The organism is Streptomyces sp. R818 (genome assembly GCF_056172735.1).
The window spans coordinates 997521-1013952 of sequence record NZ_JAOCNE010000003.1 but is presented as its reverse complement, the minus strand read 5'-3'; the positions used below and the strand labels follow the sequence as shown (position 1 = coordinate 1013952).

Annotated in this window: 10 protein-coding genes and 2 pseudogenes; 4 read left to right on the top strand and 8 right to left on the bottom strand. The window is 73.6% G+C overall.

The features are described 5' to 3' along the window. The first annotated feature begins 75 nt into the window (after nt 1-75). Nucleotides 76-3081 carry a bifunctional [glutamine synthetase] adenylyltransferase/[glutamine synthetase]-adenylyl-L-tyrosine phosphorylase gene (locus N5I75_RS09725; protein WP_476677003.1) on the top strand — a complete coding sequence of 1002 codons (3006 nt, stop codon included), beginning with the start codon at nt 76-78 and terminating at the stop codon, nt 3079-3081. Here the strand turns inward: N5I75_RS09725 and N5I75_RS09720 are convergent. After that, complete coding sequence (locus tag N5I75_RS09720; RefSeq protein WP_476676301.1) at nt 3029-3949, bottom strand: phosphatase PAP2 family protein; 921 nt, start codon at nt 3947-3949, stop codon at nt 3029-3031. The two genes, N5I75_RS09725 and N5I75_RS09720, sit on opposite strands and share 53 nt — an antisense overlap. Before the next feature lie 74 nt (nt 3950-4023). Further along, a complete protein-coding gene (locus N5I75_RS09715; protein WP_476676300.1) occupies nt 4024-5058 on the bottom strand; it encodes a LacI family DNA-binding transcriptional regulator in 1035 nt (344 codons plus the stop codon). 203 nt (nt 5059-5261) lie between these two features. Between N5I75_RS09715 and N5I75_RS09710 the strand changes: the two genes are divergently transcribed. Further along, on the top strand, nt 5262-6887 hold the full coding sequence (locus tag N5I75_RS09710; RefSeq protein WP_476676298.1) for a SpoIIE family protein phosphatase: 1626 nt from the start codon (nt 5262-5264) through the stop codon (nt 6885-6887). Here N5I75_RS09710 and N5I75_RS09705 read toward each other — a convergent pair. Continuing rightward, entirely contained in the window at nt 6865-7386 is a 522-nt protein-coding gene (locus N5I75_RS09705) for a GNAT family N-acetyltransferase (RefSeq protein WP_476676296.1), read from the bottom strand. The two genes, N5I75_RS09710 and N5I75_RS09705, sit on opposite strands and share 23 nt — an antisense overlap. A gap of 69 nt (nt 7387-7455) precedes the next feature. On the opposite strand from N5I75_RS09705, the gene N5I75_RS09700 reads away from it, so the two are divergent. Beyond that, entirely contained in the window at nt 7456-7806 is a 351-nt protein-coding gene (locus tag N5I75_RS09700) for a 5-carboxymethyl-2-hydroxymuconate Delta-isomerase (protein WP_476676294.1), read from the top strand. 5 nt (nt 7807-7811) lie between these two features. Here the strand turns inward: N5I75_RS09700 and N5I75_RS09695 are convergent. From N5I75_RS09695 to N5I75_RS09680, 4 genes and pseudogenes are all read right to left on the bottom strand, one after another. Continuing rightward, nucleotides 7812-8520: pseudogene (locus N5I75_RS09695) on the bottom strand (TetR/AcrR family transcriptional regulator). Nucleotides 8521-8640: 120 nt separating this feature from the next. Then, nucleotides 8641-10569, bottom strand: a complete 1929-nt coding sequence (locus tag N5I75_RS09690) for a hypothetical protein (RefSeq protein WP_476676292.1) — start codon at nt 10567-10569, stop codon at nt 8641-8643. Between the two features lie 59 nt (nt 10570-10628). Then, nucleotides 10629-11135, bottom strand: coding sequence for a tetratricopeptide repeat protein (locus N5I75_RS09685; RefSeq protein ID WP_476676290.1), 507 nt, complete (start codon nt 11133-11135; stop codon nt 10629-10631). Between the two features lie 71 nt (nt 11136-11206). Further along, nucleotides 11207-14321: pseudogene (locus N5I75_RS09680) on the bottom strand (alpha-N-acetylglucosaminidase). A gap of 130 nt (nt 14322-14451) precedes the next feature. Between N5I75_RS09680 and N5I75_RS09675 the strand changes: the two are divergent. Then, the gene (locus N5I75_RS09675) at nt 14452-14850 is read left to right on the top strand and encodes a hypothetical protein (RefSeq protein ID WP_476676288.1); all 399 of its coding nucleotides are present in this window, start codon (nt 14452-14454) and stop codon (nt 14848-14850) included. A 36-nt stretch (nt 14851-14886) separates the two neighbouring features. Here N5I75_RS09675 and N5I75_RS09670 read toward each other — a convergent pair whose 3' ends face one another. Beyond that, nucleotides 14887-16380, bottom strand: a complete 1494-nt coding sequence (locus N5I75_RS09670) for a DUF1996 domain-containing protein (RefSeq protein ID WP_476676286.1) — start codon at nt 16378-16380, stop codon at nt 14887-14889. Between the last annotated feature and the right edge of the window lie 52 nt (nt 16381-16432).

Here is a 16432-nt window from a genome sequence, read left to right as displayed (position 1 = left end):
CGCCCCCACAACCCATCGGTCCCGCACCGGCCGCAGTACTCTCATGACCAGCGTGTGATCGAACAGGAGGCCGGGATGTCGGTGCCGCAAGGGCGCAGGAGCAGTACCTTCACGCGACTGCTGCGGCACGGGTTCACCGACCCGTCGGGCGCCGAGCGGCTGCTCGACACGCCCGCGCTGTCCGCGGTGCGCTCCGACCCGCTGCTCCTGGACGCCCTCGGCGCCACCGCCGACCCCGATCTGGCGCTGCTCGGCCTGGTCCGGCTCGTCGAGTCGCAGGAGCGGGCGGGCGGCGACGCGGGCCGCCGCGAGCTGCTCGACACGCTGGTCACCGCCAAGCCGCTGCGCGACCGCCTCCTCGGCGTCCTCGGCGCCTCCGAGGCCCTCGCCGACCACCTCGCCCGGCACCCGGCCGACTGGCGGGCCCTGGTCACGTACGAGCACAGCGATCTCCACCCGGGCCTGGAGGAGTTCGAGCGCGGCCTCGCGGACGCCGACGACCCGGACTCGTTGCGCGCCTCCTACCGGCGCTCCCTGCTGTCGATCGCCGCCCGCGACGTCTGCGGCACCACCGACGTGGCGCAGACCGCCGCCGAACTCGCCGACCTCGCGACCGCGACCCTGCGCGCCGCCCTCGCCATCGCCCGCGAGGCGGCGCCCGCCGACGCCGCGCTGTGCCGCCTCGCCGTGATCGCGATGGGCAAGTGCGGCGGCCACGAGCTGAACTACGTCTCCGACGTCGACGTCATCTTCGTCGGCGAGGCCGTCGAAGGGGAGGACGAGGGGAAGGCCGTCCAGGCCGCCACCCGGCTCGCCTCGCACATGATGCGGATCTGCTCCGACACCACCGTCGAGGGCACGATCTGGCCCGTCGACGCGAACCTGCGCCCCGAGGGCCGCAACGGCCCGCTGGTGCGCACCCTCTCTTCCCACGTCGCCTACTACCAGCGCTGGGCCAAGACCTGGGAGTTCCAGGCGCTCCTCAAGGCCCGGCCCGTCGCGGGCGACCCCGAGCTGGGCGCCGCCTACATCGAGGCCGTCTCCCCGATGGTGTGGCAGGCCGCCGAGCGCGAGAACTTCGTGCCGGACGTGCAGAAGATGCGCAAGCGCGTCATCGCGGGGATCCCGGCGGGCGAGGTCGACCGCGAGCTGAAGCTCGGCCCCGGCGGCCTGCGCGACGTCGAATTCGCGGTGCAGCTTCTCCAGTTGGTGCACGGGCGCGCCGACACCTCCCTGCGCAGCGGCACCACCCTCGACGCCCTGGCGGCGCTCGCCGAGCGCGGTTACGTCGGCCGGGTCGACGCCGTCCAGCTCGACGACGCGTACCGCTTCCTGCGTACGCTCGAACACCGCATCCAGCTCTACAAGCTGCGCCGCACCCACCTCGTCCCCGAGGACGACGCCGACCTGCGCCGCATCGGCCGCTCCATGGGCATGCGCACCGAGCCGCTCACCGACCTCAGCCGCGCCTGGAAGCGGCACACCTCGGTCGTGCGCCGCCTGCACGAGAAGCTGTTCTACCGGCCGCTCCTCGACGCCGTCGCCCAACTCGCGCCCGGTGAGACCCGGTTGTCCACGGAGGCCGCCCGCGAGCGGCTCGTCGCCCTCGGTTACGCCGACCCCAGTTCGGCCCTGCGCCACCTGGAGGCCCTCGCCTCCGGCGTCTCCCGCAAGTCCGCGATCCAGCGCACGCTGCTCCCCGTGCTGCTCGGCTGGTTCGCCGACTCCGCCGACCCCGACGCGGGCCTCCTCGGCTTCCGCAAGGTCTCCGACGCGCTCGGCAAGACCCCCTGGTACCTGCGGCTCCTGCGCGACGAGGGCGCCGCCGCCGAGAACCTCGCCCGTGTCCTGTCCGCGGGACGCCTCGCCCCCGACCTCCTCATGCGCGCCCCCGAGGCCGTCGCCCTGCTCGGCGACCCCCACGGCCTCGACCCGCGCCCACCGGCCCAGCTCGAACAGGAGGTGCTCGCCGCGGTCGGCCGCGCCGACGGCGTCGAGCAGGCCGTCGCCGCCGCCCGAGGGGTCCGCCGCCGCGAACTGTTCCGCACCACCGCCGCCGACATCATCGCCTCCTACGGGACCGAGGAGAGCCCCGCCGTCGCCGACCAGGGCGCCCTCGTCGACCGCGTCGGCGCCGCCGTCTCCGACCTCACCGCGGCGACCCTCGCCGGCACCCTGCGCGCCGTCGTCAGGGACGGCTGGGGCGACCAGCTCCCCGCCCGCTTCGCCGTCATCGGCATGGGCCGCTTCGGCGGCCACGAACTCGGCTACGGGTCCGACGCCGACGTCCTCTTCGTCTACGAGCCGCGCGAGGGCGCCGACGAGCAGGAGGCCGCCCGGGCCGCCAACAAGGTCGTCGGCGAGATGCGCCGCCTGCTCGCCCTGCCCAGCGCCGACCCGCCGCTCCTCATCGACACGGACCTGCGCCCCGAGGGCAAGTCGGGCCCGCTGGTGCGCACGCTGAAGTCGTACGAGGCGTACTACCGGCGCTGGTCCCTCGTCTGGGAGGCGCAGGCCCTGCTGCGCGCCCAGCACGTCGCGGGCGACGCCGACCTCGGCGCCGCCTTCACCGAACTCGTCGACCCGCTGCGCTACCCCGCCGAGGGGCTCGGCGACGACGCCGTGCGCGAGATCCGCCGCCTCAAGGCCCGCATGGAGTCCGAGCGGCTGCCCCGTGGCGCCGACCCCACCCTGCACACCAAGCTCGGCCGCGGCGGCCTCTCCGACGTGGAATGGACGGTCCAGCTCCTCCAGCTCCAGCACGGCCACGCACTACCCGGCCTGCGCACCACCCGCACCCGCGAGGCCCTCGCCGCGGCCCGCGCGGCGGACCTCCTGCCCGCCCAGGACGCGGCGACGCTCGACGAGGCCTGGGTCCTGGCGACCCGGGTGCGCAACGCGGTGATGCTGGTGCGCGGCCGGGCCGGCGACACCTTCCCCTCCGACGGGCGCGAGCTGGGCGCCGTGGGCCGCTACCTGGGCTACGACCCCGGCCACGTGGGGGACATGCTCGACGACTACCGCCGCATCACGCGCCGGGCACGCGCGGTGATGGAGGAGCGCTTCTACGGGGCTCCTTAGGACGGGGCTCCTCGGCGGACGCCTCCCTGGCCACCTGGCGCGGCAGCGCGTACGGCAGCGCCCCGTACCAGAGCCGCGCCACCAGGAAGCCGAACGTCAGGCAGAGCATGCCGCCCACCGCGTCCAGCCAGAAGTGGTTCGCCGTCGACACGATCACCAGCAGGGTCAGCGCCGGGTAGAGCAGGCCGAGCACCCGCACCCACGGCACCGACGCGAGCGCGAAGATCGTCAGGCCGCACCAGAGCGACCAGCCGATGTGCATCGACGGCATCGCCGCGTACTGGTTCGACATGTTCTTCAGGTTGCCGGACGCCATCGACCCCCAGGTCTGATGGACGGCGACCGTGTCGATGAAGTGCCCGCCGGTCATCAGGCGCGGCGGTGCCAACGGGTAGAAGTAGTAGCCGACCAGCGCGACGGCGGTCGTCGCGAAGAGGGCCAGGCGCACGGCCGCGTACCGGCCCGGATGGCGACGGAACAGCCACACGAGGACACCGAGCGTGACGACGAAGTGCAGCGTCGCGTAGTAGTAGTTCATGCCGACGATGAGCCAAGTCACCGAGTCGACCGCATGGTTGACGCTGCGCTCGAAGGCGATGCCGAGGTGCTGCTCGACGCTCCAGATCCAGTCCGCGTTGGACAGCGCCTGCGCCTTCTGCTCCGGCACCGCGTTGCGGATCAGCGAGTACGTCCAGTAACTGACCGCGATCAGAAGGATCTCGAACCAGAGCCGGGGACGCCGCGGCGTCCGCAGGCGGCGCACGGCGTCGAGACGGCCACGACCGCGCTGCCCGCCGCGGTCCTCCGCGATGGGTGACGAGGGGCGGCCCTGTCGGCCTTCCAGTGTCGTCACGGTCGATTCACCCATAGCAACAGAGTCTGCCAGATATCGGCCCTCGTCCGATCATCCCCCGGTCGAGTATCGGTCGCATCCTCTACGCCTCAAGGACGAGGGCGGCCCCCAGGGGACGACGCCGTCGACCCCCGGACCACCAGTTCCGGCATGAACACGAACTCGCTGTGCGGCGCGGGCGTGCCGCCGACCTCCTCCAGAAGGGTGTTGACGGCCGCCTGGCCCATCGCGTGCACGGGCTTGCGGATCGTGGTCAGCGGCGGATCCGTGAAGGCGATCAGCGCCGAATCGTCGAAACCCACCACCGACACGTCCGTCGGCACCTCCAGACCCCGCTCCCGCGCGGCGCGGACGGCACCCAGTGCCATCATGTCGCTCGCGCAGATGATCCCCGTGCAGCCCCGGTCCAGGAGCGCCGCCGTCGCCGCCTGACCGCCTTCCAGCGTGTACAGCGAGTGCTGCACGAGGTCGTGCTCCACCTCCTCGGGGGAGAGGGCGAGCAGCTCCTGCATCGTGCGGACGAACCCCTCGATCTTCCGCTGTACGGGCACGAACCGGCGCGGACCGACCGCCAGGCCGATCCGGGTGTGGCCGAGCGAGACCAGATGCGTCACCGCGAGCCGCGCCGCCGCCCGGTCGTCGGGGGAGATGAACGGGGCCGCGACCGCCGGCGAGAAACCGTCGACGAGGACGAAGGGGACGCCCTGCCCGCGCAGCCGCTCGTAGCGCCGGGTGTCGGCCGTGGTGTCGGCGTGCAGCCCGGAGACGTAGATGATGCCGCTGACCCCGCGGTCGACGAGCATCTCCGTCAGCTCGTCCTCCGTGGAGCCGCCGGGCGTCTGCGTCGCCAGGACCGGCGTGTACCCCTGCCCGGTCAGCGCCTGCACGACGACCTGGGCGAGCGCCGGGAAGATCGGGTTCTCCAGCTCGGGCGTGATCAGACCGACCAGACCGGCGCTGTGCCGGCGCAGCCGCACGGGCCGCTCGTACCCGAGCACGTCGAGCGCGGCCAGGACGGACTGCCGGGTGGCCGCGGCGACCCCGGGCTTGCCGTTGAGCACGCGGCTGACGGTCGCTTCGCTGACCCCCGCTTGAGCTGCTATGTCGGCAAGACGTGCGGTCACGGGACGGGACCTTACCGGTCACATGCCGTATTGCACACCGAGTGGGCGCGGCGGGGGAAGTGCCGTGCGCCGGCGCCGGGTTGCCGCGTGCCACCCGGATCGGTGAAGCTGCGCGATCGGGGGCCCCGCCGGGCGCGCCCGGCGATACCTTGGTGCGGTGGGCCGCAGGGGGCCCGCCCGCTCCGCCCCGAGGGGGCCGCCTCGTGAACACCATCGCCCAGCAGACCAGGACCGACCGCGGCAGCACGGTCCTGGTCGTCGACGACACCGCGGCCAGCCGGTACGCCATGGGCGCGGTCCTGACCCGCGCGGGACACGTCGTCGTCCCCGTCGCCTCCGCCGGTGAGGCGCTCGTCGAGCTCGACACCCGGCTGCGCGCCGGAGCACTGCCCGACGTGGCCCTGGTCGACGTCGGCCTGCCCGACCTCAGCGGCTACGAGCTGTGCCGCCGCGTCAAGGCCCTGCCCCTGCTCGCGGGCATCCCCGTCGTGCACTTCTCCGCCCGCCCCTCAGGGCCTGGCGACCGCTGCCGCGCGCTCGACGCGGGCGGCGAGGCGTATCTGACGGTCCCCGCCGAACCCGAGGAGATCCGCGCCGTCGTCCGGGCCGCGCTGCGCGGAGCCCGCGAACTCACCGACGCGCAGAGCCAGTTCGACCGGCTCGCGCTGCTCTCCGAGGCCGTCGTCGACGTGCAGGGCGCCCGCTGCCTCGTCGAGCTGGCCACCACCACGGCCGACGCGGCGGCCCGGCTGACCCGGCGGAGCGCCGCCGTTTTCGTCCTCGGTGACGACGGGGACGTGCACGCCGGGCTCTCCCGGCGCGGCGGCCTCGCCCCCGTCCCCGACGCCGTCGCGCGTGAGCGGGCCGCCGCGATCGCCCGGCGCGTGGTGTGCGCCCCCGGCGGCGTGCAGAGCACGATCGTGCCCCGGTCGCTGTGGCCGAACGCCTACTTCGGGCCCCGCGACGTCCAGCTCGTGCTCGCCCGCACCCGCGCCGGACATCTCCCCGTCTGCCTGGCGATGCCGGTCGCGGCCGACCCGGCCGGGCGGATCGGACCGCTCGTGGCGCAGCTCGCCCGCGCCGCCGCCCTCGCCGCCGAACCCCTCCTCATGTACGAGCAGGAGCGGCACGTCGCACTGACGCTGCAGCGCAGCTTCCTGCCCGCCCAGCTCCCCGCGCTCCCCGGCGTCGACGTCGCCTTCCGCTACGTACCCGCGTCGCAGCAGACGGAGATAGGGGGTGACTTCTACGCCGCGCTGCCCACCCCCGCCGGAGTCCTGGTCGCCATCGGCGACGTCGTCGGGCACTCGCTCGACGCGGCCACCGTCATGGTCGAGATCCGGCACGCCCTGCGCGCGTACAGCCTGGAGGACCCGGACCCGGCCCGGCTCCTGACCCGCCTCGACCGGATGTTCCAGCACTACCACCCGGACAGCTCGGCCACGCTCTGCCTGGCCCTCGTCGACCCGGCGACCGGCCGCACCCTGATCGCGAACGCGGGCCACATCCCGCCCCTGCGCGTGCCCCACGAAGGCCCGGCGCACTACGCCGACGCGGCGGGCCCCATGCTCGGCCTCGGCCTGCCCCACCCCGAGCCCACCGTCCTCGACCTCGCGCCCGGCGAGCGGCTCCTCATGGTCACCGACGGGCTCATCGAGACCCGCGGCACCGACCTCTCCGTCTCCATGGCCCAGCTCAGCGCCGCCGCGACCGCCGCCCCCGCGGCGCCCGACGCCCTGTGCGACACCCTGCTGTCCTGCTTCGGCGCCGACCGCGCCGACGACATCGCCCTGCTCGTGCTCAGACTCAGCCCACCGGTTTCTCCATGAGGGTCACCGCGTAGGCGCTGCCGCCCGCACCGGCCTTGAAGGGCTGTTCGCCGACGACCGTGTAGCCGCGGCCCTCGTAGTACGCGCGCAGCCGCGGGTTCGAGGACACGCAGTCGAGGCGGCAGCGCGTGCGGCCCGCCTCGGCGATCCGCCGCTCGGCGTGCGCGAGCAGGGCACCGCCCGTACCGGCGGGCGCGCCGCGCCGCACCATCAGGCGGTGCACATACCCGGCGACGGGCGGCTGCGCGCCCCACGCCGGTTCATCGGCCCACCACAGCTCGTACGCGCCGACGACCTGAGCGCCCGGGCCGGCTTCGGCGGTGGCGAGCCACACCTCGCCCTCCTTCATGCGCCGCCGGAAGTGCTCCTCGTCCTTGTCGCCGGGGCGCCACTGGTCGATGCCCCGCTCCACCATCCAGCGGGCCGCCGCGTCGTACAGGCCGGTCAAAGTGGCCAGGTCGTCGGTGTCCGCCAGGCGGAACGAGAGTTGTGCGCTCATGCCGATCACCGTAAAGGTGGCTGGAGACAGCGGACACCGCAGGCCACACCCAGCGAACACGGAGCAGCCATGCCCAACATCACCGTCGACCACTCCGCCGCACTCGACGACCGTCTCGACCGCCCCGCGCTCGCGGGCGCCGTCCACCAAGCCTGCGTCGACCTCGTCGGGGCCCGGATCCCGGCCTGCAAGACGCGGTTCCGGAGCGCCGAGGAGACGGTCGTCGGCGACGGCGCCGAGGAGGCGAACGTGGTGCACATCGAGATCGCCCTGCTCGCCGGGCGCACCGAGGAGGCCAAGACGGCCCTCACGGAGTCGGTCCTGGCCCTGCTCCCCGCCCACATCAAGGAGCCCGGGGGCGTGCATCTGTCGGTGGAGGTCCGGGACTTGGAGCCGGCCTACAAGTCGGCGCGCGGCTGAGCCGGTCACGCCGCCAGGGCGCTGAGCCGGTTGAGCAGGTCCGTGAACGGGCCGTCGCGGCTCGTCGCGAGAACGGTGCAGGAGCCGCCGTCCCGGTCGTGGACGGCGCTGACCGCCGCCAGCGCGGCGAAGTCGTGGACCAGTTGGAGCTGGAGCTCCTCGCGCGGGACACGCCGCCCGTCGAGCCAGAGAGCGCCGTCGCCTCGCGAGCGAGATCCAGGACCGGACGACCAGTTCCAGGCGGCGAGGGCTCGCGCACGTCCAGATGGCGAGATCTGGACCGTACGCGGCCTGCCGGACGGAGTCGGATCAGCGCGTTCGTCGGCCGGACACCGGTCTCCGCCGGAGCAGGTGCCGGCCCGCGGAGACCGCCGGGCCGCCGCGCATCAGCGCAGAGAAGCCCGGCCCGTGCTCGTCCACGAAGTCGAAGAAACGCCCCATGACGCGCAGCAGCCGGGCGCCGAGCGGCCCTTCCCGGGGCTCCTCGAACCGCTGCGCCAGATCGTCGGCGGCGCGCTTCAACGCGGCTTCGTAAAGGCTGAGTTTGCCGGGGAAGTAGTGGTAGACGAGGGGCCGGGAGATCCCCGCGGCGGCGGCTATCTCATCGATGGAGACCTCGTCGGGCGACCGGTGACTGAACAGTTCGAGAGCGACCCCGATCAACTGCCGCCGCCGCTCCTCGACACCCATCCTCCGCCGCACCCCGGTCGTCATGCGCACACTCTACCGAGCGACGAACCCGCCCCTCATCGGCAACGATCAAGCCCTTCCGGCAACGATCAAGCCCCTCCGGCGATTGAGGAGCGGGGGCCGGGGCGGAGCCCCGGGGCTGGACTACCGCAGGGGCGAGACCTTGACCCCGCCGTCGGCGACTCCGCTCAAGGTCACATCCGCGCCCCGCGCGACCCGCGCCGCCAGCACCTGCCCCGCCTCCGTGGACCCCGCCGCACTCACCGACTCGACCTTGTCGCTGCCCGCCGCGACCAGGTACCAGTTCCCGCCCCGCGACTTCCAGCGAACCCCGGCGAGCACCGCCTGATCCCGCGCCCCACAAGCCGCCGACGTCTCGGACTTGGCCGCGACGACCGCCGAATCGGCCCCGGGCGCCCGGAACATCGCCAGCGTGCGCGGCCCGCCACCCCGCCACGTCTCGGCCCGGGTGCACACCCACTCGGCCCGCCCGTTCCCCTCGGGCAGGGCCTGCTCGGCGTAGGCCCAGGAGTTGACGGACCGCACCCCGTGCGAACGGGCCGCGGCGAGGGAGCAGGCCGTGGCCGCCCAGTCGCCCGGCCGGGCCTCGCGCGGCGCGTCCGGCGCCCCGGACGTGAGGTGCGCGGGTACGAGTTCGCCGAGGTCGGAGGCGTACCGGGTGGCGTCGGCGGAGGTCAGCGCCAGCGCGTTCCAGCCGGTGCAGGGCGCCCCGGCCGGGGCGAGCGCCGGGCTCGGGAACGGCGCCGTCACGCCGTCCTTCGTACGGGTGAGGGGCTGCGCCGCGTCGGACGGCTTCACCAGGTCGCGGACGGCGGCCCCGGTCACCCAGGGCGCCGTCAGATAGCGGACGTTGGTGTCGGTCCGGTCGACGACGACGGCACCGGACTGCCCGGCGCCCGCCCCGTCGACCCGGGCGAGGTCGAGGGCGGCGCCGCTCGTGCCCCGCGCCGGTTCGGCGTAACGGACGACGCGCAGACCGTCGTAGAGGAGCACGACGCGGGCCTGGTCGATCTCGCCCGCGTAGAGCAGCTGGGCGGGTCCGGGCGGGGCGCCCGCCGGGGTGCCGGGCGTCGCGGAGACCTGGACGCTCTCGCCGGGCCGCGCCCACACCGCGAGGGCGCGGCGCAGCAGCGCCTCGTCGCCGGTGAGGGAGCCGCGCGCGGGCCACACGGAGAAGTCGGTGCGGTCCGAGGACCGCCAGGCGGCCGGGTCGACCCGGGTCAGCCTGGCCGGGTCGAGCGCGGCCTGACCGGCGGGGTTCTGCGCGTACGGGGGCGCCGCCGCACCGTCCGGGCCCCAGCTGTCGCCGGGCAGGCCGAGCAGCGCGCCGCAGACCAGGAGCGCCGCCGCCGCCGCGATCGCCGCCTTGGCGTGCTGGCGGCGGCGCATCAGATCGGTGGGGCGCGCGTGCAGCGAGCAGGGGTCGAACTCGGGGGAGGCGAGCAGCTCGTAGCGGTCCTCCTCGAGCTCGTCCGCCTCGTACAGCGCGGCGGTCGTCTCCTGCGGCGTGCAGCCCACGGCCGTCAGGACGGTGCGCACGGCGTCGTCGTCGAGGTGTTCGAGGCCGCGCAGTACGTACACGGCGCGGGCGGGGCCGCTGAGCGCGGAGAGCCGCTGGTCGAGGGCGAGTTCGTCGGCGCCGCCGGACTTCGGGAAGAGGCGCAGGCCGCGCACCCGGGGCAGCAGCGGCGGCAGCTGGGACCGCTTGGGCCAGGCCGGGCGGAGCAGCGGGCGCCCCGCTTCGAGGGAGCTGCGCAGCACCTTGAGGCGTACGTAGGCGTAGCCGGGGTCGGCGCCGCGGGGCGCGCTGCCGCGCTGGGCGGGCAGGGCCGGGGGCGCGGTCGCGGTCCGGCCGCGCGGGAGGGCCCGCTGGGTGACGGAGTGGGCGGTGAGCACGCGGCGGTTGCGGCCGAGGCCCGGCGGAAGCACCAGGTAGGCGAGGCGGACGAGGCGCGGGTAGTGCTCGACCAGAGCCGCCTCGGCCTGTTCCACGTCGATGACGTCGGGGGTGCCGGGCGTGCCGGGGGGCCGCGCGGGACTGGGTTGCTCCACCTTTGACTGCACGTTCAGCAGAACGAGCGAATCATGGGATGGTCACCCGGCCCCACGTCTCACTGCGAACCGGTCAGCGCCCGCGCGTAGTTGGCCATCGACCGCTGATAGCGCGGCAGGTGCGGGGCCAGTGCCCCGAGCACGAGGGACAGGCCCTCACGGTCGCGGCCGAGGGACGACAGGCACAGCGCCAGCGTGGCCCGTACGGCGTCGTCCAGCTCGTCGCTCGGAGCGGTCAGTTCCGGTTCGAGGAGCGCGACGCCCTCCTCCGGGCGCCCCACGTTCCGCAGCGAACTGGCCAGTTGGATCTTCGTGCGGCGCGCGCGGTAGCCGGAGAGGCCGCGCCGCAGCGCCTCCTGGTAGAGCGGCACCGCCTTGTCGGAGTGGCCGGTCGAGTCGAACGCGCAGGCCCGCTCGAACGGGCCCACCGGGCTGTCGGCGGGCAGCTCGGCCACCAGGCCGTCGACGAGCGCGCGGAACTCACCGGCGCGCTCCTCGCCGTACGCGTCGAAACCGGCCCACGCGGCGGCGATCCGCTCTTCCCACACACTGTTCTCGGTGCTCATCGGGCCACACTCGGAGATCGGCCGATGCGCGTCAACCGTTTTCCGCGTGCGGCCCGGGTCCTTGCGCGGACCTACGTGAGCTGCCACCCGCTGAACTCGACGGTGCCGCGCGCCCCGTTCCCGCCGTTCGTCGCGGTCATGAACTGGCCCACGTCCTGCGTCGCCGCCGCGCCCGGCACGGGCACGGTCGCCACGGTCCGCCAGGTCGTCCCGCCGTCCGTGGAGCAGGCGCCGGTGTACGAGCCGCCGGCGCGGGTGAGACGGAGGAGCACCGGCGCCTTGATGCCGGTGATCCGCTGGTAGGTGTCGAGCGTGCCGTCGCCGTTGGTGTCGTAGGAGAGGACCACGCCGTTGGAGGGCGTCACGGCCAGGTTGAGGAAGCCGAGCGAGCCCGGGGTGGCGAGGGAGTTGCGGACGATGATGCCCGCGCGCGCCCACGCGCCCGTGACGGCCTGCGAGTCCACCCGCAGGATGACGGACGTGCCGTCCTGGAGGGCGCCCTCGCGGTAGATGGTGCCGAACTGCGTGGTGCCCTTCCACAGGTCGTTTCCGGCGCCGTCGATGGCGAACCGGTCGCCGAGCTGCCCGAAGATCGCCTCGTTGTTGGTGTACGTCTTCCAGCCCGCCTCCAGGGGGCCCGCCTCGAACAGCGTGCCCTTGTACGAGGTGGTGATCCGGTCCTCGCCCTGCGGCCCGTACGTGACGTCGATCGTGTACGGCAGCGGGCGCAGCGGCTCGTCGAGCGGGGTGCCCGGGGCGCTGGCCTGCCAGGAGACGGTGCCCTCGCCCGCCGGGGGCACGCTCCGCAGCGACGTGCCGTGCTCGGGCGTCGCGTCGATGCCCTTCAGCGCGAAGTCGACGCGGCCCGTCGCGCGCAGGCCGTTGACATTGCGGAACGTGGCCGCCACGCGCGCGTGCCCGCCCGGCGGGAAGGCGGGCGGCTCGGCCGTCACCGTCAGGGAGCCCTGGTACGGGGCGCGGGACAGCACGTCGTACACGCGCGTGGCCGTGCGGTAGGCGTCCCCGTAGGGGCGCAGCGGGTAGTCCTTGCGCTCGCGGGTCCACGGCTCCTCGAAGGCGAACCAGTCGACCTTGGCGGGTTCCCGGCCCGCCGCGAGGGCGTCCTGGAGCTCGTCGAGCCACTTCTGCCAGCGCGGCAGGTAGAAGTCGGCCATGAGGCCGTGCCACTCGCGGTTGCCGTACTCGTGCAGGTTGCCCGGGTCGGAGGTGGCGCGGTCGCCCCACACGGTGATGAGGACCTTCGCGCACCGCTCGAACTCGGCGCGCTCGGCGTCGTTCGTCGCCATGTCGCGCGCGTCCTGGATCCACGGCCCGAGCAGGAAGGCGCTGTGCGTCCCCGTGACGTCGTCCGACAGGCGCATCAGCTTCAGCCACAGCGTGGCGAGGTCCTTGAAGCGGGCCTGGTCCTTGTCGGCGTACGCGGCCTTGAGCTGGGGCAGGTACTGGCGGCTGCGGTGCGCGAGCGCCTGCCGGGCCACGTCGACGAGGTCGTACTTGTACGCCTGGCTGCCCCGGAGGCTGCCCGCCACGCCGAGCAGCCCCGTGAAGGCGGCGTCGAAGCGGGCCGGGTCGTAGGTCAGGGCGCGCGGCGCGTAGTAGGCGGCGCGGTCGGCGGAGAGGTCGGGGCGCGCGGCGAACAGCGAGTCGTGCGGGTCGGAGCGCTCCACGGCCTGCTGCTGGTACGCGGTCTCCTCCATGGCCTGCCAGGCGGCGCGGGCGTCCTTGTCGCGGCGCCCGTAGCGGAAGTCGGCGTACCCGGCGAACCAGTCGGCGCGGTCGATCTTCCGCTCGGTCCAGGCGAGTTCGGACCACAGCTCGAAGGCGGCCGGGTCGCGGTCGGTGCCCTCGGGCATGTACGCGGTGCCGACCAGCGCGCTGTTCGCCTTGTCACGCCAGGCGAAGAACTTGTCCATCCAGATGTGGGCGCGGGCCCCGATGGTCGTCCGGCCGCCGAAGTTGGGGATGGTGCCGAACGCGTACGGGGTCCCGCCCCAGTCCTTCTCGCGGTCGGTGACCGAGGTGAACCGGTCGGAGACCCCGTCGACGATCAGCATCTTCTTCTTGTCGATGGCGTCGAGGAGCGCGGGCAGCGGGTTCGCCTCCCAGCCGAGGATGACCCAGGTGGCGCCCGGCCGGTTCTTCTGCAGCGCGGTCTCCACGCCGCGCGCCGCGCGCCGCGTCCGCGACGGGCACGTCACCGGGGGTGCCGCCCTCGTGGAGCAGGTCCATCTTGAACGCGTCGAGGTCGCCGAAGAGGTCCCGCTGATGCCCGTAGAACGCTTCGGCGACCTGCGCGAACGACGTCGTGCGCGGGTCGAGCCAGTCGGGGCGGTCGAAGCCGTGCCAGGTGCCCTGCGGCACCACGTGCGCGTCGCCGCCGTTGCGCTCGACGAACCCCTTCGGCACGTGCCCGTAGTAGCCCGGCATGACGGGTTTCATCCCCAGCTCGCGCAGCCGGTCGGTGATCTTCTTGCCCAGTTCCGCACGGTCGGCGATGAGTTCGGGGGAGAGGGGGCCGCCGTACCCGTAGAGGTTCTGGAGCAGCCACCACGGCTGGTGCGAGGGGGCGGGGAGCCAGGCGCGGGACTCCTCGTCGCTGTAGTGGAAGTCCTTCAGGAGCCGGTGGTAGACGGCCTCCATGCCCGCGATGACGAGCACCTCGTTGCAGCCGTGCAGCGCCAGCACGTCGATCATGCGCTCCCAGTACGGCCAGCCCGCGAACGGCGCCGTGTAGCCGTCGTTGGTGTCGTTCAGCGCGAACCGGTGCGGCAGCGAGGTGGAGCGCTCCAGGGCGCGCGTGGGGGCCGGGAGGGTGCGCGGCAGGTCGAGCTGGTCGCCGTTCCACGCGATGTGCGCGTCGCACACGTACTTCAGATACCAGTGGACCCCGGCGAGCAGCGTCGCCGGGGTCGTCCCGTACACCTCGATCGCGCCCCGCTTCCCGGAGACCCGGAAGCGGTCCGCGCCGCCCTGGGGCGGGAGCAGTCTGAGTCTGAACTGGTCCGCGTGGTGCGGCAGTCGCCTGTTGAGCGCTGCGCGGGCCGCCGACGTATCAAGGGCGTGCGGTGCCGCCTGAGCGGTCGCCGGCACGCCCACCCCCAGGGCCGTGCCGAGCCCGATGGCGCCTGCCGTGCCGAGAACCGTGCGTCGCGTTGGCGCGGACATACGTGTGACCCCCTGCGTCGCGGATGGTGCGGCGCACCGTAACCGGGGCGCACGCCCGCGCTCAACGGTGCGTACGGAGTCTGGCGGGATCGCGTCGATGAGCCGTAAGCGGCCGGGACAGGAGTGCGGGATGAGGAAATCGCTGGTGGCAGGGGTCGTGGTGGCCGCGGTGGCGACCGGCTGCGGGACGCACGGGGAGGCGCCCGAGCCCTTGCCGACCACCCGGACGGCCAGCGGCTCACTGGAGCAACTGGCGCGCACGGCGGGGTGCCGCCCCGACCTCCAGACCGACGCCGCCGAACTCCGCCAGGCCACCTGCGGCAGCGGCCGGGAGCGGTACGTTCTGGCCACCTTCGCCACCGACCGCGGCCAGGCCGAATGGCTCGACGCCGCCGACGACTACGGCGGCACCTACCTCGTCGGCCGCAAGTGGGTCGCGGTCGGCGCGGACCGCGTGGTGACACGGCTGCGCGGCCGGCTCGGCGGGACCGTGGAGCGGGCCGGGGGAGGGCACGCGGGTCACCACTGAGACGGCCGCGCAGCGGCCCGTGGGGGGATCTGGGGGTCAGATGCAGCGGTCGCCGCGGTTGATGCAGTTGGCGACGCGCTGCATCAGCTTGGCGTCGAAGACGTTGATGAAGTCACCGTGGTCCGTGATCGGCTTGTGCAGTTGCTCGGGGAACGAGTCGACCGCGAACCCGGGCCCCGGCGGCACGCTGTAGACGATGCGCTGCACCAGCTGCGGGATCGCCTTGAACCCGCCGGGGCAGGCGCCGGTGCGCGGGTCCTCGAACGCGACGTGCGTGCGGTGGTTGGCGCTGTCGGCGTTCGCCCCGTCCCAGCAGCTCTGGAACCGGAACGTGCGCACGACCTTCGAACCCTGAGGGCAGATCGGGTACTTGTCCTTGAGCTGGCGGTTCTCGAAACCGGTGCAGCTCCAGGACGCGTTGGCGTTCGCGTCGCCGTTGGTGAGGGCCTTCGCGTCGCCGGTGATGATCCGCAGGAAGCGCGGCATCGCGACGACCTTGCTCGTCGGGTTCCCGTCGAACTTCAGGGTCACGGACGACGGGGTCTGGATCTCGCCGGTGTTCTGGTCCTTGCCGCCGCCGTCGGCGCCGACGTCCGCCTCGTCCTTGCCGTTCTGCAGCCGCAGGACCGGCCAGTAGTACGTCGACTTGTCGCCCTGGTTGCGGCAGCTCGTCCGCCCGGCCGCGAGGTCGTCGTCGCTGGAGAAGGCGTCCGTCGCCTGGTTCCCCACGTAGTCGTGCATGTGGTGGGCGCCGTTGCCGACGCCGGGCGCGACGATGACGTTGTCCGGGTTGAACTTGCCGTTCTCGTTGCGCCCGCACGCGGTGGTGAAGGTGCCGCGCGAGGCGGCGCGCCGGTTGCGCGGCGTCACGACGTTGGGCTGGACGGACGTGATGTCGACGAAGTCGGCGGCGTCGGGGCCGTTGCCGGTACCGCCGTTCCCAGGAGGTGCGGAGGGCTGTTGAGAGGGCTGCTGAGAGGGCTGCTGCGACGGATCCTGCGAGGGTTGCGGCGAAGGCTGCTGCGGCTGTTCCGGGGAGCGTCCCGTGCAGGGCGCCATCCCGTCGAGTCCCCGCGGCGGGCGTCCCCCGGAGCGCCGGATGTCCTCCCCGATCCGGCCGAGGACGGCCCCGCGCTTGTCCTTCAGCGGGCCCAGGATGCTGTTCCGCACGAAGCCCGGGTCCCGCGCGGCGGCGTCCCGGTTCGAGGCGAGCCGCTGGTAGGCCGCGGTGATCTGGCTGTCCAGGGTGGCCAGTTCACCGTCGACCTGGGCGCGGGCCCCGTCCGGGACCTCGGGCAGGGCGGTGCCGACGTCCGGGCAGTCGATGGTGGCCACCTGCCGCGCCTGTGCCGACCCCTGCTGTGACTGTTGCGCTTGCGTCCCGCTGCCCGCGTCCTGCCCTGAGTCTTCCTGGGCCGACGCGTGCATGTTGACCGCGACCAGCCCGCCTCCGCCCAGGAGCAGTGCGGCCGACGCGACGGTCATCCGTGTCGTCAGCGAAGAGCGCCGTTTCCGTGAGGTGCGTCCCATGGGACTACGTACGCAACGGGAGGCGCCCGTGTTCAATCGGCGCCCGCGGTTC